Source organism: Burkholderia sp. YHN3-13 (genome assembly GCF_055810675.1).
Genome location: NZ_JBVVNQ010000024.1, coordinates 26,396 through 42,832, shown reverse-complemented (window position 1 = coordinate 42,832; position 16,437 = coordinate 26,396). Strand labels below are relative to the sequence as shown.

24 protein-coding genes are annotated in these 16,437 nt (G+C 64.4%); 3 read left to right on the top strand and 21 right to left on the bottom strand.

Annotation, left to right across the window (positions count from 1 at the left end; all coding sequences use genetic code 11):
* The 9 genes from AC0KUR_RS33535 to AC0KUR_RS33495 all read right to left on the bottom strand — a co-directional run bounded on the left by AC0KUR_RS33535 (position 1) and on the right by AC0KUR_RS33495 (position 8,311).
* Positions 1 to 1,092 carry a DUF2184 domain-containing protein gene (locus tag AC0KUR_RS33535; protein ID WP_473377026.1) on the bottom strand — a complete coding sequence of 364 codons (1,092 nt, stop codon included), beginning with the start codon at positions 1,090 to 1,092 and terminating at the stop codon, positions 1 to 3.
* 72 nt (positions 1,093 to 1,164) lie between these two features.
* Positions 1,165 to 1,674: a structural cement protein Gp24 gene (locus AC0KUR_RS33530; RefSeq protein ID WP_473377025.1), complete on the bottom strand. Its 510-nt coding sequence runs from the start codon at positions 1,672 to 1,674 to the stop codon at positions 1,165 to 1,167.
* Between the two features lie 9 nt (positions 1,675 to 1,683).
* Positions 1,684 to 3,153, bottom strand: a complete 1,470-nt coding sequence (locus AC0KUR_RS33525) for a DUF2213 domain-containing protein (protein ID WP_473377024.1) — start codon at positions 3,151 to 3,153, stop codon at positions 1,684 to 1,686.
* A gap of 14 nt (positions 3,154 to 3,167) precedes the next feature.
* On the bottom strand, positions 3,168 to 3,461 hold the full coding sequence (locus AC0KUR_RS33520) for a ubiquitination-like system serine protease family protein (RefSeq protein ID WP_473377023.1): 294 nt from the start codon (positions 3,459 to 3,461) through the stop codon (positions 3,168 to 3,170).
* Positions 3,462 to 3,463: 2 nt separating this feature from the next.
* Positions 3,464 to 4,219: a phage head morphogenesis protein gene (locus AC0KUR_RS33515; protein ID WP_473377022.1), complete on the bottom strand. Its 756-nt coding sequence runs from the start codon at positions 4,217 to 4,219 to the stop codon at positions 3,464 to 3,466.
* Complete coding sequence (locus AC0KUR_RS33510) at positions 4,216 to 5,691, bottom strand: DUF1073 domain-containing protein (RefSeq protein WP_473377021.1); 1,476 nt, start codon at positions 5,689 to 5,691, stop codon at positions 4,216 to 4,218. The genes AC0KUR_RS33515 and AC0KUR_RS33510 overlap by 4 nt, the downstream gene beginning before the upstream one ends.
* 21 nt (positions 5,692 to 5,712) lie before the next feature.
* Entirely contained in the window at positions 5,713 to 7,266 is a 1,554-nt protein-coding gene (gene terL, locus AC0KUR_RS33505) for a phage terminase large subunit (protein ID WP_473377020.1), read from the bottom strand.
* Positions 7,217 to 7,696 (bottom strand): DUF2280 domain-containing protein, encoded by a 480-nt coding sequence (locus AC0KUR_RS33500; protein ID WP_054927745.1) that lies wholly within the window; start codon positions 7,694 to 7,696, stop codon positions 7,217 to 7,219. Before AC0KUR_RS33500 ends, terL begins: the two co-directional genes overlap by 50 nt.
* An 18-nt stretch (positions 7,697 to 7,714) precedes the next feature.
* Positions 7,715 to 8,311, bottom strand: coding sequence for a putative metallopeptidase (locus AC0KUR_RS33495; RefSeq protein WP_473377019.1), 597 nt, complete (start codon positions 8,309 to 8,311; stop codon positions 7,715 to 7,717).
* A 178-nt stretch (positions 8,312 to 8,489) separates the two neighbouring features.
* On the opposite strand from AC0KUR_RS33495, the gene AC0KUR_RS33490 reads away from it, so the two are divergent.
* Positions 8,490 to 8,726 (top strand): hypothetical protein, encoded by a 237-nt coding sequence (locus AC0KUR_RS33490; protein ID WP_473377018.1) that lies wholly within the window; start codon positions 8,490 to 8,492, stop codon positions 8,724 to 8,726.
* Between the two features lie 276 nt (positions 8,727 to 9,002).
* Here the strand turns inward: AC0KUR_RS33490 and AC0KUR_RS33485 are convergent, their stop codons facing one another.
* The 8 genes from AC0KUR_RS33485 to AC0KUR_RS33450 are packed head-to-tail and all read right to left on the bottom strand — an operon-like array spanning position 9,003 to position 12,868.
* On the bottom strand, positions 9,003 to 9,662 hold the full coding sequence (locus AC0KUR_RS33485) for a hypothetical protein (protein WP_473377017.1): 660 nt from the start codon (positions 9,660 to 9,662) through the stop codon (positions 9,003 to 9,005).
* Positions 9,659 to 9,985, bottom strand: coding sequence for a hypothetical protein (locus AC0KUR_RS33480; protein ID WP_473377016.1), 327 nt, complete (start codon positions 9,983 to 9,985; stop codon positions 9,659 to 9,661). The genes AC0KUR_RS33485 and AC0KUR_RS33480 overlap by 4 nt, the downstream gene beginning before the upstream one ends.
* Positions 9,986 to 9,996: 11 nt before the next feature.
* On the bottom strand, positions 9,997 to 10,467 hold the full coding sequence (locus tag AC0KUR_RS33475; protein ID WP_473377015.1) for a RusA family crossover junction endodeoxyribonuclease: 471 nt from the start codon (positions 10,465 to 10,467) through the stop codon (positions 9,997 to 9,999).
* Positions 10,464 to 10,640 carry a hypothetical protein gene (locus tag AC0KUR_RS33470; RefSeq protein WP_175878880.1) on the bottom strand — a complete coding sequence of 59 codons (177 nt, stop codon included), beginning with the start codon at positions 10,638 to 10,640 and terminating at the stop codon, positions 10,464 to 10,466. The genes AC0KUR_RS33475 and AC0KUR_RS33470 overlap by 4 nt, the downstream gene beginning before the upstream one ends.
* Entirely contained in the window at positions 10,634 to 10,810 is a 177-nt protein-coding gene (locus AC0KUR_RS33465) for a hypothetical protein (RefSeq protein ID WP_473377014.1), read from the bottom strand. The genes AC0KUR_RS33470 and AC0KUR_RS33465 overlap by 7 nt, the downstream gene beginning before the upstream one ends.
* Complete coding sequence (locus tag AC0KUR_RS33460) at positions 10,807 to 11,067, bottom strand: hypothetical protein (protein WP_473377013.1); 261 nt, start codon at positions 11,065 to 11,067, stop codon at positions 10,807 to 10,809. Before AC0KUR_RS33460 ends, AC0KUR_RS33465 begins: the two co-directional genes overlap by 4 nt.
* Positions 11,064 to 12,401, bottom strand: coding sequence for a hypothetical protein (locus AC0KUR_RS33455; protein ID WP_473377012.1), 1,338 nt, complete (start codon positions 12,399 to 12,401; stop codon positions 11,064 to 11,066). The genes AC0KUR_RS33460 and AC0KUR_RS33455 overlap by 4 nt, the downstream gene beginning before the upstream one ends.
* Entirely contained in the window at positions 12,398 to 12,868 is a 471-nt protein-coding gene (locus AC0KUR_RS33450; RefSeq protein ID WP_473377011.1) for an XF1762 family protein, read from the bottom strand. Before AC0KUR_RS33450 ends, AC0KUR_RS33455 begins: the two co-directional genes overlap by 4 nt.
* Positions 12,869 to 12,921: 53 nt before the next feature.
* Between AC0KUR_RS33450 and AC0KUR_RS33445 the strand changes: the two genes are divergently transcribed.
* On the top strand, positions 12,922 to 13,554 hold the full coding sequence (locus AC0KUR_RS33445) for a hypothetical protein (RefSeq protein ID WP_473377010.1): 633 nt from the start codon (positions 12,922 to 12,924) through the stop codon (positions 13,552 to 13,554).
* Between the two features lie 119 nt (positions 13,555 to 13,673).
* Here the strand turns inward: AC0KUR_RS33445 and AC0KUR_RS33440 are convergent, their stop codons facing one another.
* Positions 13,674 to 14,543: a hypothetical protein gene (locus AC0KUR_RS33440; protein ID WP_473377009.1), complete on the bottom strand. Its 870-nt coding sequence runs from the start codon at positions 14,541 to 14,543 to the stop codon at positions 13,674 to 13,676.
* Between the two features lie 53 nt (positions 14,544 to 14,596).
* On the opposite strand from AC0KUR_RS33440, the gene AC0KUR_RS33435 reads away from it, so the two are divergent.
* Positions 14,597 to 15,397: a hypothetical protein gene (locus AC0KUR_RS33435; RefSeq protein WP_473377008.1), complete on the top strand. Its 801-nt coding sequence runs from the start codon at positions 14,597 to 14,599 to the stop codon at positions 15,395 to 15,397.
* A 32-nt stretch (positions 15,398 to 15,429) separates the two neighbouring features.
* Here AC0KUR_RS33435 and AC0KUR_RS33430 read toward each other — a convergent pair whose 3' ends face one another.
* The 3 genes from AC0KUR_RS33430 to AC0KUR_RS33420 form a co-directional block, all read right to left on the bottom strand.
* Positions 15,430 to 15,648, bottom strand: coding sequence for a hypothetical protein (locus AC0KUR_RS33430; RefSeq protein WP_473377007.1), 219 nt, complete (start codon positions 15,646 to 15,648; stop codon positions 15,430 to 15,432).
* Positions 15,645 to 16,019 (bottom strand): hypothetical protein, encoded by a 375-nt coding sequence (locus tag AC0KUR_RS33425; RefSeq protein WP_473377006.1) that lies wholly within the window; start codon positions 16,017 to 16,019, stop codon positions 15,645 to 15,647. Before AC0KUR_RS33425 ends, AC0KUR_RS33430 begins: the two co-directional genes overlap by 4 nt.
* 116 nt (positions 16,020 to 16,135) lie before the next feature.
* A complete protein-coding gene (locus AC0KUR_RS33420) occupies positions 16,136 to 16,372 on the bottom strand; it encodes a YdaS family helix-turn-helix protein (protein ID WP_473377005.1) in 237 nt (78 codons plus the stop codon).
* Positions 16,373 to 16,437: the final 65 nt, after the last annotated feature.

Genomic DNA, 16,437 nt, shown 5'->3' with positions numbered 1-16,437 from the left:
TCAGATCCCGTCCCGGTAAGCCGCCGTCACGCCGTAGCGCCACTCGATCTGGCCCAGGCGCGACCAGTAGGTCGTGATCTGGAACAGCGAGCGGTATTCCAGCGGCGTGCGTTGCAGGTCGGTCATCGGGTACTGGACGTACTTCTTGTCGCTGTTGTACGCGACCATCCGGTCCACCGTGCCGAGCGTGCCCGGCGTACCGCCGACGCCGGCGCCGATCAGCCACTTCAGCGGCAGAATCTCGAGCTTCACGCCCTGCTGCGTGCAGATGTTGTTCTCGAGCAGGTAGGTCAGGATCGACTTGTTGCCGGCCGAGCTGATGACCTGCGAGGCGACCCAGCCGAGCTGAGCCGGCGGCAGCATGAGGCGATTCGGCTTGACCTTCCAGCCGGACGCCTGCCATGCCGACGTCAGGATTTCGTTGACGTCGGCGAGAATCTCGTCGGGCGTCTTCGTCGTCCACTGCGGCGTGCCCTTCGCGCCATTCGGAACGTTCGTCACGCTCGCGACCGCGCTGTTCGAGTTGACCAGGCCGGTGAAGCCGAGCTGCGGATCGCCGAAATACACGATCTGGTCGATGTCCATGTTCCGCTTGAGGTTCATGGCATCGACCTTCTGCGCGTCGATCGGCGTGCCGAGAAGCTGCGATTTCACCAGCTCGGGCACCGTGTACTTGACCTCGGCACCCCAGAGGCGCATCGGCTGCCCCGTCTTGCCGATGTCGACCGACGGACCAGCGAGGGCATTGCCCTCGTTCGAGATCCAGTTCAGGCCGGCCGGGTTGATTCCGCCGCTCATCCCGTATGCCGAGTTCGTGAACGACGCGATCTCGTCGGCCGCCGACACGTCGGTGCGGATGAAAACGTCGCGCGACCACGTGTATTCGACGAGCGGCTCGTTCAGCGTCTGGTCGAGGCGTTCGAGCTGTCCGACGAGGAAAACCCCGGTCGAATCGATCGTCGCGCGATCGTAGGTGTACTGCTGGTCCTGCGTGCGTGCGCGGACGAGCCGGCGCGTTGCTTCCGCGACGGCTGCCGACATCGGGATCGAGGCCCCGGCCCGGCGCAGGTGCTTCAGTTCGGACATGTCCATTCAATGGCTCCAGAAATGCAAAAGCCCCGCAAGAGCGGGGCTTCGGGTGAAGCGCTGAGTCAGCGCCGGGAATCAGATATTGACGGCGATCTCGGTGACGCCGTACGAATCGGCCGGCCCGGTGAAATACCAGCTGGCCGGCATCGCGACCGTGTTGGCGCCGTCCGCAGCGGCTTCGAAGCCGCCCAGCGGTTTGCCGGCGGCTGCGGCCGCGACACGCACGTACACCGTCCCGTTCTTCGCTGCAGCGGTCGTGCCGCCGAGCGAAACATCGACGTAGCCGCGCTTCAGGATGTCGGTCGGCCCGCTGGTCGGCGGCGTCGACGTGCCGAGCGGATCCGAGCCGTTGCCCTGGATCGGATATGCCCGGAGGTTCACGCCGTAGACGATCGCCGCGGTGTCGGCTGCATTGTTGATCGGCTGCACCTTGCCGTTCACCATCTTCACGGCAACGCCGAAGGCGGTCGGCGGCGCAGTCGGATCGATCAACTGCGTCTCGATCGTCGCGACTTCGGCACGTTGGAGATCACCGGCAAAGCCAGCCGGCATGCGGTACTGAATTGCTTGATACACGGAAGGCATGTCGGCTCCTTACTTGTGGTTCGCCCAGAATTCGGCGTGAACCTGGTTGATATCCTTCTTTTCCGGCGCGCCGGCGTCGCCGGTCTTGCGCGACGTGACGGCCGAGTTCTTGCTGCGCACGAGAGCGGCCGCTGCGTTGAAATAGCCGGCCACGACGGCGCAAGGCAATCCCGAGGGATCCACGCCGCCGAGCACCGACTTCACCGTCTCGGCGTTCTCGTTGTCGAGTGCCGCGCGCAGCGCGCGCCGGCGCAGCACGCAGAGCGAGTCGGTCGTCTTCTTGCGGACCGCCTTCGCGTCGAACGTCGGCAGGCGCACGCCGGGCGCGAGGATTTCGGCGAGGGACAGCGCTTGCTTGAACTCGTCAGCCAGGTCCTTGCTGTCGCCGGTCTTCGTTCCGCCCTTGTCGTCGCCGCCGCCTTCGCCATCGCCAGTGAGCATGGCGTCGTCGTCATCGTCGTCGTCGAGGCCATCGCCATCGCCCGTCGCCGCACCGCCGGTCTCGAGCTTCGTCACCCGCGCGACCACCGCATCGACCTTGCCGTCCACCGCTTTGATCGCATCGAGCACCTGCTGCAGCGCATCCGCGCCGCCAGCACCGCCCGCATCGTCGTCACCGGTGGCTGCGACGGCCGGTTTCGCCTCGGCAGTTCCGGGCATGTGGATGTGGATCTGCGGCTGGCCGTCGCCGGGCTCGTCGCCCTCGTCGCCGGTCATCTCGCCCGCGACCTGCTCGAACGCGTCGGAATCGCGCGTCATGAACGCCTTGCGCAGCTTCTCCATGAGCGTCGACTGCGCGGGCTTCTTCTTCGTTGCCATGCTGGAATCTCCTGTCGGGAGTAGGTTGGGACTGCTATCCCCGATCGAACAGACCGGGCCACAGCGGGCGTTCTTCACGAGTGCGACGTGGTTGCCCACGATCGTCACCTGTCGCGCCCGCCCCGGCGCGATTTGCTCGTAGTCGGCGTCGTAGCCGTTGCTGACCTCCGTCAGGTCTTTCGACTGCACACGGCGAATCGCCTCGGCATCGGTGATCAGCAGGTCAGCCAGCATCAGGTCGGCATGCTCACCCTCGCCGCGGCGCACGTTTCGCACGGTGCCGCGCGCGACCGACATGTAGTTGGCGGGCGTCACGAAATCCGACGGATGGTTGATCGTGACCGGCTTGCCCTCGAAGCTCGCGAGCGTCTCCGGACTGAACAGCACATCCGCGGTGCGCTCGGCGACGATGATTCCGTCCTTCGCTTCCAGCTCGGGCAGTTCGCTGTATACGTAGTCCTGCGAGCCGATCCGCGCGATAGGCACGGCCTCACAGAGGAGGAAGCCTTCGGGCGTCATCGACTGACGCTCGCCGATCTGCTCGGTTGTGTACATTCCCGACGCGGTCACGCCGTCACGAGTGCGAGCGCGCGCCGGCGCCGCGTGCGTGCCGCCGCACGTGCACGCGTGGTCGGCCGTTCGAAAGCGGAAGAGTTTCATCGGTATCTGGCGGGTCAATCGACCCAATCGGGGATGTCAGCGGTTTGGCCCGCGAGTGGATGCGTGCTGTCGGCACAGAACTGGATGCGCCCATCGGTGATGAACGAGTGGCAGACGTGTTCAGCGCCACCGGGCAGGTCATACGAGACGCGCAGCGACGGGGAAAACGTCGGCGCGTCGAGGCTACCGTTCCACTGCCACCGAGCCGGATGCTGCGCCGAGCAGCCGGCCGGATAGATGACGTGCAGATCGCCGCACGGGCATTCGAACAGCAGCGAACCCAGCGCGGTCAGGTGCATCTTCGGCATGGTCAATCCCCGATGATCGGTTCGGCCCAGCAGCGGCAATTCCAGATGCAGCCCGGGTGGAACCGCATGTAGACGCCGTTCTCCTCGACCTCCGGCGGCTCGTCCCAAGAACAGACCTTCCCTTCCATCTCGCGATGGCCGGGCCGCACGGCGCCGTCGCCGCTGGTGCGCCAGATGTAGTGCGTGCCGCCGATGCCGCGCGCCCGCGCCTCGGTCAGCACCGTCGACGCGCGCGACACCTCGGTACGCGCGATCATCGTGGCGCGGCTGGCTGCGCCCTCGCCCGAGGCGGCGATCATCTTCGCGATGTCGCTCGAGCGGGTGCTGTCGACCAGGCCTTCCAGCGTCAGCTTGTGCACGCGGTCGGCGGCCTCGCGCGGAATCGACGTGATCAGCGTCACCTGCTCGGCCATGAGCTGGCGAAGCGTCTCGCCGGTCGGCGCGTTCTGGATCTCGTCGCGCAGCGCGCGCGACATGTCGGCCTCGCGCTGCATCCACGCCTGTTCGTCGCGCCGGCTCAGATCAGCGAGCATGCGCGCCGCCGTCGACTCGGCCCACGGCGCGAGCGCGTCGGCATAGCGACGCAGCAGTTCCTCGATCGTCGGTGCGAAGGACGCGTCCCCGGGCGGGAAGCCTTTCACCAGGACGCCGACCTGATCAGCGATTTTGCGCAGCTGCGTGCCGTACTGCTGCTCGGGCACGGTCAGCCGGACCGGGTTTTTCTTCCGGTCACGCTTTCGGTCGAGGGTGAGGATCATGAGCGTCGGAACAGGCGGCGAATCAGCGAATCGCCGGTGCGCGCCGCCGGCGACGGCAGTGCTCCGCCGCCAGGCAGCGACGTTTCGATCGCCGGCGGCTCGGGCAACTGCTCGTCGGCCTCGGCTTGCTCGATCGACTCGTCGGAGATGTCGCCAAACATGCCTGTATCCGGCGACGACGCCTTCAGCTCGCGCATGCCTTGGCTGCGCGTGATCAGGTCGGCGTCGACTGCCTTCGAGACCGAGTCGACCGTCTTGTTGCCGATCTCAGCCTTCTCAGCGGCGGTCATCTCCTGCAGCGGCCGGAACTCGTAGCCGAAGTCCTCCGGCAACTGCTGACCGACAGTCGAACGACTCACCACGTCGATCAGCACGTGCAGCGGGTTCCGAAACTTCCGCTCCTGCCGCGCGTGCACCTTCTCGTGGTACAGCTGACGCGATCCCTCGCCGGTATCGCTCAGGCCGGCCGGCTGCTGGCCGAACAGGCGATCGAGCGGAATGCCGGTCGCGCCGCTGAGCTGCATCGCGAACTGCAGCAGCACGTCCGGCAGTCCACTGAACGAGAACTGATGCGTCTGGAACGTATCCTCGCCGTCGACAAGAGTGAGGCCCTCGTTCGTCTGCGCGAAGCGGATCATCTCGACCTGCTTCATCAGCCCGGCGAGCGCCGGGCCGCCCTGCGCGATGATCTGGCGCAAGCCCTTCACGCTCAGCGTGCGCAGGTGCGCCTTGTAGACGAGCTGGCCGATGCCGACGGTCGCGCTGTCGAACGCAATCAGTCGATCCCACATCGGCTCAAGGATCGACAGGCCCCATCCGTTTTCGCTGATGCGCTGGTAGAACGGCAGCGCTTCGCCATCCAGCCGGATGACGCGCGAGTAATGGATGCGGCCCTGCGGCAGCCCGATAGCCGACGGCAACACGTCGTAGAACTTCGGCATGCCCAGATGCGGCCCGAACTCGGTCACCGTCTCGCCGACCGGCGGCGCCACCATCCAGCGATCGAGCACCAACAGGCCCTTGAACTGCCCCCTCCCGATCGTCTCGACGCGCAGCTGTGTCGACATGTCCTGGCCGTCGATCAGCATCACCGCGATCGCGCCGCCGTACAGCTGGGCCCACTTCCCGGTGTCGCAGAGCTGGTCCCAGATCGCGAGGCGCGTCATCGCCGTCTCGATCTTCGTGACGTCCGTCGGGTCGAGCCCGGACATCTCAATGCCCTTGCGGGTCATGTCCTCCGGAATTGCATCGACGGCCGCGCGCACGATCCACGAGCCGCGGTATGCCGCCTCGAGCCAGATCCGGTTGCGGCTCTGGTACGTGAGCGTGTATTGCGAGGCGGACGACTGATTGTCGGCGCCCCAACCGAGACGAGCCTGGAAGTTGGCGAACGAGTCGGCCGTGCGCATGCCTACGGCCGCCGCGCCGGGCGTCGGCGTCGACGGCCGGGTCTGCGGTTTCTTTCGCGACATTCTGGGTTGGTCCGGTGGTGCTCAGCCGGCGAGCCGCTCCCAGACCGACAGGTCTCGAGCAACTCCCAGCATGTCGTTGATGGCATCGACCATGGGGTCGATCTGGTCGTCGTGCATGTGCGTGTCGTCCGCGGTGAACGAGTCACACTCGGCGACGAAGTCGCTCACCCAGTCGGCCTCGGACGGGATCGCAACGTTGCCGGCATCGATATGGCTGACGACATCCATGACGCGCGTCAGCTTGTCCTTCACGCGCTCGATACCTTCGATCGGGATTCCGCCCTCGGCCTGAATGTCCTGGATCAGCCCGGTACCGCTGGACTTGTCCTCGACCTTCATCTGGCGCAGCACCGGCGCGCCCGGGTCGCCGGCGCCGATCGCGTTGTGCTTGTTCCAGAAGTCGAGCGCGTGCTGCTTCAGCTCCGGCGCCTTCCACTTTCCGCGGATCAGGTCTATCAGATACAGACGGTTGTCGTATCCCAGACCCCAGCACTCGAACACGCTGTAGTCGTTGCGCTCGGCGGTCTTCTGCGCGGTGTCGGCGAAGATCTTCCGGTACTGGAGCTGCGGCAGCGCGCCGTAGCGCAGGAACTTGCCGCTCTGGATGATGCCGCCGCCCAACGGCGACGGCCGCTGCATGTACTGGCCGTTGAACACGTACGCGTCGGCCTTCTCGGACGCGAGCAGTTCGTGCAGCGGTTCCTTGTACGACCAGTAGCTGTACCGGCCGTCCGCGTCCCGCTCGTCGCACTCGACGCGGTTGCGGATGTGCGCCGGCAGCTTCGCGACGTACTCGTCCGTGATCAGCGCGGGAATCTCGATGAATTCCCAGTCGCCCGGCAGCTTCCCTGCCTTGATGAAGCCCGTCGGGTCTTCCTCGGCGAGCCGCTGCATGATCACGATGATCGGCGTGTCCGGATTCGCCTTTCGGCTCTTCACGGTCGACTGCAGCTTGCGGTTGGCTTTGTCCCGGTTCGTCTTGCTGTACGCGTCCTCGACCTTCAGCGGGTCGTCGATGATGATCGCGCCCTGCCAACCCTCGGTCATGTGCCCGGCACGGAAGCCGGTGATCTGACCGCCGAGCGAAACGGCGTACACGCCGCCGGCTTTCTTCCCGTCGAGGAGCACATTCCAGCGCTTCTTCGACTTCGCGTCGTCAGCCACCTTAAGCGGCCAGAGCGCTTGGTACTCATCGGATGCGACGATGTCGCGCGCCGTCTCGCTGTTCAGCAGCGCGAGGTCGTCCGAGTAGCTGATGTGCAGGAACCGCGCGCGCGGGTTCAGCGCGAGGCCGCGAGCGATCAGGTTGATCGCGACCAGCTCAGTCTTCGACGAGCCCGGCGGCACGTTGATGACGACGTTCTTCAGCGTGCCGTCGATCACGCGCTGCACCGTGTCGGCGATCAGCACGTGGTGCCAGTTGACCCGGAACTTGATCGCCTGGCGGTGCTTGAAGAAGTACCGGCTGAAGAACAGGTGATCCCGCTCGCACTTCGCCTTCAGGACGGCCCGCTCGATGGCGGGGTCAATACTCGTCTTCGAGTTTGGCGACGGCGGCTGCGACCTGGCTTTCATCGACGACGACCGTCCTGTTCTCGATCGGGCCGCCGTTCTCCCCAGTATGTTCGAGGCGGCGCCGGTTCGTGTAGGCGTCGCCGGATTCCTTCGCAGCCTGTTCGAGCAGCTGCGCCATCAGCGGCAGGTTGTTGCGTCGCTCCGCTTCCGCGACGGCACGGTCGAGCGCACGCAGGCGCACGGCACGGTGCGACACGCCGATGCGCGATGTGTCGTTGAGGAACTCCTCGCGCGTGCGCTCGAAGATCTCGCGGTATTTCTTGCTCAGCGTCGATCCGGCGCGCTTCGTCGGGTCGTAGCGCTCGCACTGCTGCGGCGACACCTCGACGCCGAACTCTTCCCGCACGGCCTTCGCGGTGCGCGAGATCGTGTCGAAGCACGCCAGCGACTGCACGATGAACACCTTGATCGCGTCGGGAAGTGCTGCCATAGCGGGGAAACGTTCGGGTTATGCGGCCCGCAGGATGCAGGTACCGCAGGCGCGGGCGATGTCGACGTGGCCGACCTCGGGCGCGCGCCGTGCGGCGTCAACTAGCTTCGCGGTATCGCCCGCGCCGCCAGCCACGCCGTAGCGCCGGACGATGCCGACGAACTCCTCAACGTCGTGCCCGCGGATGCCGAGCTTCGGCATGCCGTCCTTCGTGAATGCCGGCGCGCCGAACTCGTCGGTGCGCTGGCCGATGTGATACAGCTCATGCTCAACGAGCGCGCACCACTGCAGGTCGTTGCACTCGCGCGCGTAGTGCGCATCGAGCGTGATCAGGAACGCCGGCACGCGGCCGAACCATTCGAGGAACTGCTGTTCCTGCCGGGCGCGCTGCCAGCCGCCCGCGCGGATCGTCACCTCTTCGCACTGGCCGACGACGCGGCGCATCTGGCGCACGTTCTCGACGGCCGCCCAGAGGTAGGCGACGTCGGCATCGACCAGGTGCTCGTGATCAGGGTTGTGCAGCGGAGCGCCGTCGCGCAAAAGCGTCTCGTTCACCCACTCGGTGACGCCGTCGGCCGGCACCACATAGCGAAACCAGTTCGAGCCGTCGACCATAAAGTCTGGGGGCACCGGTCGGGTAACGACGGGACTATTGATGTAGGCCCGAGATTTGGGCATAGACTTCCCCTACTCGCGGATCATTACCAAATCGAGTGCTCCTTATCTCGCTAGCCGCATGACAAGGCTAGTCGAAACGCAGTAGGATGCACCCTCCACAAAATCGGGGCCAAAAATGACAGACGATATCAACGATAAACACTACAACGATCTGCGCAATCTCAACGAGAACTCATGGACTCTCGGTATGAAGGATAGCAACATGGTCATTCGAGCTATCCTGAGTCAAACGCGGATTCTGGATAACACGCAGCGTGCAACGCAATCCGAAATCACTGAGCAGCTCCGCGATATCCGAACGCAGATCGAAGAATTGCGCCGAATGATACTGGAGCGCAGTAAAGGCCAGTAAGCGAAAAAGCCCGCTGGCTTTCGCGCAGCGGGCTCGATATGTCTGGTGCCAGCAGGGCGGCGGAAACCCGTCTGCACCTTTCGGCGCGCTGGCTGATCACCTCGGTGCGTCTTTCCCGCCGGCGCAGCTAAGGCCGAGGGCAGTATAGCCCGGACAGGCCACAACGAAAAAGCCCGCTGGCTTGTCGGCTCAGCGGGCTTTGGTCGCAACTCTGCAATCTGGCGAAAATCTATACCCTGTCCGCCACAATAGCAAGGGGAATTTTCGCCGTACCCCTTATGCCTCAACGGCCTCCGCGATCGTCACGTTGTTTCGCTCGAAGAGCGGCGTCAGCCGCTTCACGGCTTGGCGCTCTAACTCGGCGAGGCGCTTCCGGATGATCTGCGCGTTCCGCTCGAGTGTCCGGACCGTGACGTGCGTCTCTTCGGAGATTTCCCGATACGACAACCCGTCCTGACGCAGCCGCACCTGCGAGTGCCCTGCGATCAGCGCCATGATCGCCTTGCCGTTGGTTACCGTCAGCGACGGCCGCAGGTACGTCCGCATCTCGACCAGCGCCCGCTTCCACTCGGCCGACGGCGGGATACCCGGGTCTGCCGCGCGCGTGGCGCTCGCGGGGCGCGCCGGCATCCCGCAGGCGTATCGCAGCCACACCGCGTTGCGTTCCGGCTTCAGCAGATGATCGCGCACCGCGCCGACGACCATCGCGCACTGGGCCCGGATTTCGTCACCGCTCAACCCATCGAAGTTGATCGTCCCCGACGAGGTGCCGTACAGGTAGTCGAGGAATTCAGCCTGGCGCGTGCTGAGACGACCGACCGATTCGAGGATCTGGATCAGCGCGAGGCGGAACTGCTGCTTCTGCCGCGGCGGCAGCGACGTCACGAGAAAGCTGACGTGCAGCGCCTGCTGCGTGTTCTCGAAGATGGCGATCACCGGCCACCCCGCGTCATCATCGCCAGCGCCTGGCGCGTGTTGAGCTCCGCCATGTAGCCCGAGAGGTTGCTCGTGAAGTCCGGCCGGATGCGCGTGTCCACGTGCGTGCCCGGCGAGCGGCTAGTGCCCGTGAGCGAGTACATCCGGCCGCGGCTCTCCGAATGGCAGTCGAGCCGCGCAAGCGCGACGTCGAGCGACAGCAGCTGGCGCACCGACGAAACGGGGTGCTTCAAGCGGCGTGCGAGGTCGTGTGCCGAATACCGGACGCCGGGCTTCATCTTCCCGATCATCTCGTTGATGGTGAGTTTGCTTTTAGCTTTCAAGGCCCCGCTCCTTATGCTGACTTCAAATTCAACTCGATCGCCTCGATGCGCACGCCCGGCGTGCGCGCGTAGCGCTTCGACACCCAGAGGTCGACGACCTGGCCGTCGTCGACGTACACCACCCCGTTCATGCCGTCCTTCAACGCCTTTACAACGTTGTCGGCGTCCGGCTTCTTCGTCGCGCCGATGGCGCCGGCCGCCGCTTCGCCCTGCCGCTTCATCGACCAGCTCGCCGGGATCGGCAGACCGATGTGCACGATCAGACGGATCGGACCGGCGTACGGCGCGGCGCTGCGCATCGCCGTGCGGGCGGCCATCTTCACGAGGTTCTCGTAGCGCTCGGATTCCTCGGGCGTGTGCGTCCGCACGATGCCGTTGCGGCGCGAGAAACGCGGACGCCCCTTCGCAACCGGTTTGCCCGGTACGACGAACTCGACGCGCCGCGCGACGGGCGATTGCGCGATGAGAGATTGCTGGGTCACCGAAGCACCTCCAACGAGAGCCGGCCGAACCGGTAGACCTTCCGGTAGCCATAGCGCTCGGAGAAGTACCGCCGGTGGTCGATCTCAAATGCGAGCCCCTTGCCGCGCAGACGGAAGAAGAAGCCCTGCCGATGCACACAGACAAACGTGTCGCGGGAGATTTTGATCAGCATGCCGGCACCTCGCGCGTGGGCCGCGCAGCCGTCTCGACCGGCTTGTGCGCATCGCAGTAGTCGCGCCCCTTGTGCGTCCAGTGCGCCTTCACGCGCGGGCCATGCGCTGCGCATTCGCAGCAGTAGCGATGGCCGCCGGCCTGCTTCATCGCCTTCGTGATTCGCTTCATGCCGTCACCTCGTCGCTCACGTTGTCCGTCACCGGCACGCCGCTGATCGGGCGCAGCCACGCATCGGGAATCCAACCGGTCTTCAGCTCGCATGGCCGAAACGTGAGGACGTCCGTTCCCGGGATCGGCGTCGGTGCCTCGACATACCAGCAGAAGCCGAAGCCCAGGTAGTCGCCGTAGGGTGCCTTCACCTCGACGATGCGGTCGCGGGCTTTGCCGCGCGTGATCACGGCCATGTCGCCGACTTTGCAGTTCATCGCCCGTCCCCCATCAATGCGCCGGCCGCGATGGGCCCGGCAGTGTTGCGAAATGCGCGGTTGTGCTCGTCCCACCACGGGCCGTCGCCGGCCGCGTCGAACACGCGCAGCTTGAAATCGAACGGAGGTTCGTCGCGACCCTGCTCGATGCCGAGCGTGCCGCCGTGGTCAACGATCCCGGTCCACGAGCGCCACCAGTCGCCGACGGCGCGCGTGCCTGTCGCGGCCGTCGCGGCGCGCGCGGCGAGGAGATCGCCGAGGATCGTGTCGAGGAATCCGACGTTCAGCGGCTGTTCGGAGCGCTCGCGCTCCCGGCGTTTGCGGCCCGTGGCGATGGCCGCGCGCAGGTCGTCGGCCGTCACGCCGCGGCCTGGCCAACAGGCCAACCGCGCGTCATCGACGGCGAAGCCGACGCCCGACGAGCGAAGGATTTCGACGAATGCGGCGGCGGCGATCGGCGCGTCGTCGCGCGCTACTGCCTGTGCTGTACCGCCGCCGCTTGCTGTGTTTACATGTTCTGTTCTATTCCGCTCCGCTCTGTTCAGAGCGTTTTTCGAGGGAATTCCAGTGGAACCGCTATCGCTTCCGTCGGAATTTCCATCTCTTCCGCCGGAAGATCCTTCGTTTCCGCCGGAAAATCCGGGAATTCCGGCGGAGCCGTAATTTTTACCATTCGAGTGACCTTGAGCCGAGTGGACAGCGGGTCGACGCCCTGCCGGTCGCCCGTTTTTTCCGCCAGCTTCCGCCTGAGCGTGGCCGCCTTCCGCCGGAACAGGCTCCTTCTTCCGCCGGAATTCCACATCGTTTCCACCGGAAGGAGTGCTAAATTCCTCCGGAAAAAGATCGCGTTCCATCGGACGACCCATATCGATCCATGCGTCCAGGTCGGGCACTTCCAACGGAACAAGCCCACGCTCCGCCCTGGCCTTATTGCGCTTCCGGATGCGCTCGCCGAGCTTGTCGTGCGCGTGGCGATGCTTCGAGAACCATGCGGCATTGACCTTTTCAGCGAGGACCGGGTGATAAAGGCGCCCGTCGCTGCACTTGATCCAACCATGCAGAGCGCCGTCGCGCACGTCGTGCCACGTCGGATCGAGCTTGCCTTTGTGCCAGTACCCTGCGCGTTTCGCGAGCCAATCGTCGTTGTCCGGTATGCTGCCGGCCGGCACCTCGTGCCACGACACACACCAGAGCAGCATCGCCGACCAGCACGCCTCGGGCGACTCATCGTGCACGAGGTCGGAGCCGAGGAGTCGCGGCACGTCGATCGGCATTTCGCGGAAGTTGCGCAGGTCGCAGTCCACAGGGGTGAGAGGATTCGGGAGATCGTTCATTGGGCTTCCCACAACAATTTCTGCCCACGCAGACGCGCAGCGGTATCGATGCGCGGTCGCGAAGGCGTGTTCCAGTTGCCGCCACCGCGCGCGCCGACCAGATGCCAGCCGGCGCCGCGGAGACTTGCGCCGCCCTCGGCCGGCAGCGTGTAGGTGATGAGCCGCGCGTAACCGAGCGCGCGCGCCGCGCGCCACGCGGCGCCGTAGAGTGCCGAGCAGGCATTGCGCGTGCCGTCGGTGCAGCAACGCGTCACCTCGAGCGTCCAGCCGTCGTCGTTGCCGCGCGCGACCGGACGGCCGACGATCGCAACGCCGCAGATGCCTGTGCAGTCGGCTCGGCCCATCAACATGTCATCTGCGACAGCGATGCTGAACTTGTGGCCGACGACACGCGCGTGGTGCCGGTGATGCTCGGCGACGAAGGCGTTCGCTTCGCCTAGGGAGATCGGGACAATCACGAACCCCATGCGACCTCCGTCCAGCATGCTACGATCGCCCAAAAATCAAATACGGGGGAATCGTGAAACGCGCGTGGGAAATCACTCAACTCGCATTCGTTTGGCTGCTGATCGCAATTGGTTTTTTGGCCGTATTTCGTATATGGACGATCGTCTCGCACGCGGTCGGATCGACGAAGGACTTCTGGGATATTGCAGCCGCTTTTGGGACGTGCGGCGCCGTTATCGTGGCGCTCTACATTGCCCATGCCGATAAACGACGCAAACGCGAAGATGAACTCAGCGCCGCGCGCGTCAGCGCAACTGGCATATATGCGCGCCTCGGGGTAGCCATTGGCGCTGTTCGCACGATACAAATCCGAGTTTCGGAAGCGCTGGTAATCGATCGAGGCCCCGTGATCATCCCGATTATTGAGGCGAGTTTCGCCGAGATCCCGACCATTGAAGGTGAGGAGCTCCGCGCCTTGATACCGCTTGGGGACCAATGCGCCGAAAACATCTCGGCGGCGATTGATAGGATTCAAGTTTCTAGGAAGCTTATTGGTATCGAAGGAGCGAAGCCTCGCCCCACAAAGCAGGGGCAGCAAGAGTGCCTCAATTTCGTCAATGCGATTCTGCTCGAGGCCATAACCATGCTCGACCGGGCGTCGGAGACCGTTCACGCGTGCTCTCAAACGTTCCGAGAAAGTTTTTAACTTATGGGCAATCGCTGAATTTGAGGTGGCGCGCGTCCTCTTCCCTCTCCGAGACTTATCGAGGCAAATCGCGCGTCTCGGATCATGGTCAACGCCACGGTGGGATTGCACTAGCCAGTTCACGCCACCTCCCGCGCGATGTGCGGCAGCGGCTCGGCAGCCGATTCGATCGCAACCTGGATGCGCTCCAGCTGCTGACGGAGTCGCTTGACCTCCGGATCAACGCTGAGCCGGCGCGCGGCCTGTTTGCAAGCGCTGGCGATCTCCCATGCGCCGGCGCTCGCCGGCAGCCCAAGCGCACGCGCGAGCTCGCCGCGCGCGCTGTCGATTTGCATCGCGTCGCGCTCCGCATGCTCCTTCGCCCGATCGAGGATCAGCCGCCGTTCTTTTTCCGCCTCTTCGGCCAGGCTCTCAAGCCGCTCGGTGGCCGTCTTCAGGCGGCGTTCCGCGTGCAGTTGATCCAGTACGGCATCCGCGACGATGTTGCCGAGGCGCGCGCGAAGCTTCTTCTCGAGCGTCCATTCGTTGCAGAGTCCGGCCCGCAGTTGCTCGCGGCCCTGATCCGCGAGCCGCGCCATACCGTCGATGATCAGCTTGATCCACGCGTCGCGCGGCAGGTTCTCCATGTTCTTCAGCGTCGGGCCCTTCAGCGATCGCCAGCCGTCCGGGCCGCGTACGATCAGCCCGCAACCGGCGGGAATGTCCTCTTTCTTCAGCAGCCCGGCCGGCGCGGCGAAGATCACGCCGGCGGCGAAGCGCAGGTACGACGTCCACTTGCCGGCCGTCACGTCACGCCGGAAGTCGGCGACGCTGATCTTGCATTCGTACGCGACCGGCTGGAAACGCGCGAACGAGCACGGCACGGTGTAGACGTCCGGCCGCGGCGAGCCGGCCGGACCGAGCTGCATGTCGGTCCATACGAGGCGATCGGACGCGCCGCGAAGATGCGCGGCGAGATCTCGAGCGAGATCGTCGTGTTTCCAATTCATGCGCCCTCCGCCGGGCGTGCTACGATCGCCCAAAAATTGAAAACGGGGAAAGCATGAAACGCGCGTGGGAAGTCACTCACCTCGCATTCGTCGGGTTGTTGATCGCTATTGGCTATTTGGCTGTCATTTGCGCCGCTATCGCGATATTTCGGGCGAACGTCGATCCGAAAGACTTTTGGACGGCCTTCGGAGTTCCAGTCAATGGCCTGGTTGCGATTGGCACGTTTGGAGCAGCGGGCGCTGCACTGTGGATTTCGAAAGATCAGCGCAGGCAGCAGAAAAATGACGACGCCATACGAGCCAGCCTTTTCGCAGCCGGCGCGGTCCCAAAACTTGAGAGCGCGCTTTGGAAGACTGGATCCGCATGTGTTGCCCTCGAATTTGCCGTTACCGACCTGCAGGACGTGAGTGAGCAGACGGCCGAATCGCTTGAAAAACACATGCAAGCGGCCAAGAGAGCTGCGGAAAGTCTCAAGGGAATTCCGTATCTCAGCTTCGACGAGATTCGAAGCATGGTCGAGCTGCCCGATAACTGCGCGATGCAGATTGAGGCAGCACAGGGACGCATGCGTGCCGCAATGACCGATCTCCGCGAAGTGGAAGTCAGACAGGCAGGGCTGGTCAAAGAAATCGCCGAGATCGAGGCGGACGAATATAGTGACCACGACATGAAACTGGAAATCAAAGCGATGCACGTCAGTATCGACGCGCAGTATCAAAGCGATCTCTTGTCTAACGCTCGGGACCGACTCACTGAAGCGGAAGCGCTGCTCAAGAACGCCATTCGATTGTGCACTGACCATTGCGGTCCAATTGACACCAAAATCTTCGACGCCAAGTATGGCAATCGGTAGCTCGAGGATTGGTTTGCGTTGAGACAGATGCATCACCACGCCCCCTCCTTTGTGTCTTCGATCGGTGCTGCCTCGGGACGCACGCGCTCGAGCATCCAGAGCTGGTCGGGACGGAACGCGAGGTAGTCCTGCGGGGGATCGCGAAAGATGAAAAGGTGCTTTTCCTCGATGAGGCCGAGGTAGGTCATGGGGCGCCCGAGCTTGCGGGCGAAGTGCTTGCCGACGTCGCGGTGGCTGAGCGTCAACGTCATGCCGCCGCCTGGCGCTGGCCGAAAGCTTGCTGGACGAACTCGCCGATTGCCTGCTGGCTGAGCCGGCGGTATTCCTCGATCGCCTTGCGCTCCTGAATGGCAAGCCACTGGCGCGGGTAGTCGCAGCCGCTGAACATGCAGAACAGGTGCAGCTTCGTCGCTGGAAACGGCCGGCGTCCGGCGATCAGGTCGCCCAGATGCGGATAGTGGATCTTCGATTTCTTCGCGAGCGTCTTTCGATCGAAGCGCGTGATGCCGATCTCGAGCGCCTTCGCCAGGCACTCCTCGAACGTCATGGCCTCGATCTCGCTTTCGGGAAGCGTGGCGGCCGGCGTCCACAGCGCGAACATCCTGATTTCTGGCTGGTTCATACGAAAAATCAATCGTTACCCAGTTGATTACCCACTTGCTTACCCAGTTGGCGCCGGGGCGAAATAACGGCCAGGACGTGCCTGGCCGATTCAACAAACAGGACCAGCGCGACCCGTTACACGGGAGGTGCCTCGAGCAGCTCCGGCCATACGCGCTTGATTACCTCGACCGGAAACATCTCCGCACGCGTGACTTGCCCCCCTGTCTCCTGCTCGATGGGCCGGCCGAACGGAATCGGAATGGGACGCTCGCCGCTTGCCCAGCGACTAACGTCGGATGCGTGAGCGTCGATTGCTCGGCTAAGAGCCGTGAGCCGGCCGCGCTCGGCGGAAAGGTAGGTTTTCAGGTCCATGCACGGACTTTAGCGAAACGCGAAAGGAATGTCTATAGCGTTTCGCGCATATACGCCTTTAGCGT

Coding starts and splice junctions, on each gene's coding strand:
- AC0KUR_RS33490 (WP_473377018.1), top strand. CDS start 8,490: ATGACAGACGATATCAACGATAAACACTACAACGATCTGCGCAATCTC.
- AC0KUR_RS33500 (WP_054927745.1), bottom strand. CDS start 7,696: ATGGCAGCACTTCCCGACGCGATCAAGGTGTTCATCGTGCAGTCGCTG.
- AC0KUR_RS33510 (WP_473377021.1), bottom strand. CDS start 5,691: ATGTCGCGAAAGAAACCGCAGACCCGGCCGTCGACGCCGACGCCCGGC.
- AC0KUR_RS33520 (WP_473377023.1), bottom strand. CDS start 3,461: ATGCCGAAGATGCACCTGACCGCGCTGGGTTCGCTGCTGTTCGAATGC.
- AC0KUR_RS33530 (WP_473377025.1), bottom strand. CDS start 1,674: ATGCCTTCCGTGTATCAAGCAATTCAGTACCGCATGCCGGCTGGCTTT.
- AC0KUR_RS33470 (WP_175878880.1), bottom strand. CDS start 10,640: ATGCTGATCAAAATCTCCCGCGACACGTTTGTCTGTGTGCATCGGCAG.
- AC0KUR_RS33465 (WP_473377014.1), bottom strand. CDS start 10,810: ATGAAGCGAATCACGAAGGCGATGAAGCAGGCCGGCGGCCATCGCTAC.
- AC0KUR_RS33435 (WP_473377008.1), top strand. CDS start 14,597: ATGAAACGCGCGTGGGAAGTCACTCACCTCGCATTCGTCGGGTTGTTG.
- AC0KUR_RS33430 (WP_473377007.1), bottom strand. CDS start 15,648: ATGACGTTGACGCTCAGCCACCGCGACGTCGGCAAGCACTTCGCCCGC.
- AC0KUR_RS33515 (WP_473377022.1), bottom strand. CDS start 4,219: ATGATCCTCACCCTCGACCGAAAGCGTGACCGGAAGAAAAACCCGGTC.
- AC0KUR_RS33525 (WP_473377024.1), bottom strand. CDS start 3,153: ATGAAACTCTTCCGCTTTCGAACGGCCGACCACGCGTGCACGTGCGGC.
- AC0KUR_RS33460 (WP_473377013.1), bottom strand. CDS start 11,067: ATGAACTGCAAAGTCGGCGACATGGCCGTGATCACGCGCGGCAAAGCC.
- AC0KUR_RS33425 (WP_473377006.1), bottom strand. CDS start 16,019: ATGAACCAGCCAGAAATCAGGATGTTCGCGCTGTGGACGCCGGCCGCC.
- AC0KUR_RS33450 (WP_473377011.1), bottom strand. CDS start 12,868: ATGGGGTTCGTGATTGTCCCGATCTCCCTAGGCGAAGCGAACGCCTTC.
- AC0KUR_RS33455 (WP_473377012.1), bottom strand. CDS start 12,401: ATGAACGATCTCCCGAATCCTCTCACCCCTGTGGACTGCGACCTGCGC.
- AC0KUR_RS33440 (WP_473377009.1), bottom strand. CDS start 14,543: ATGAATTGGAAACACGACGATCTCGCTCGAGATCTCGCCGCGCATCTT.
- AC0KUR_RS33420 (WP_473377005.1), bottom strand. CDS start 16,372: ATGGACCTGAAAACCTACCTTTCCGCCGAGCGCGGCCGGCTCACGGCT.
- AC0KUR_RS33495 (WP_473377019.1), bottom strand. CDS start 8,311: ATGGTCGACGGCTCGAACTGGTTTCGCTATGTGGTGCCGGCCGACGGC.
- terL (WP_473377020.1), bottom strand. CDS start 7,266: ATGAAAGCCAGGTCGCAGCCGCCGTCGCCAAACTCGAAGACGAGTATT.
- AC0KUR_RS33535 (WP_473377026.1), bottom strand. CDS start 1,092: ATGGACATGTCCGAACTGAAGCACCTGCGCCGGGCCGGGGCCTCGATC.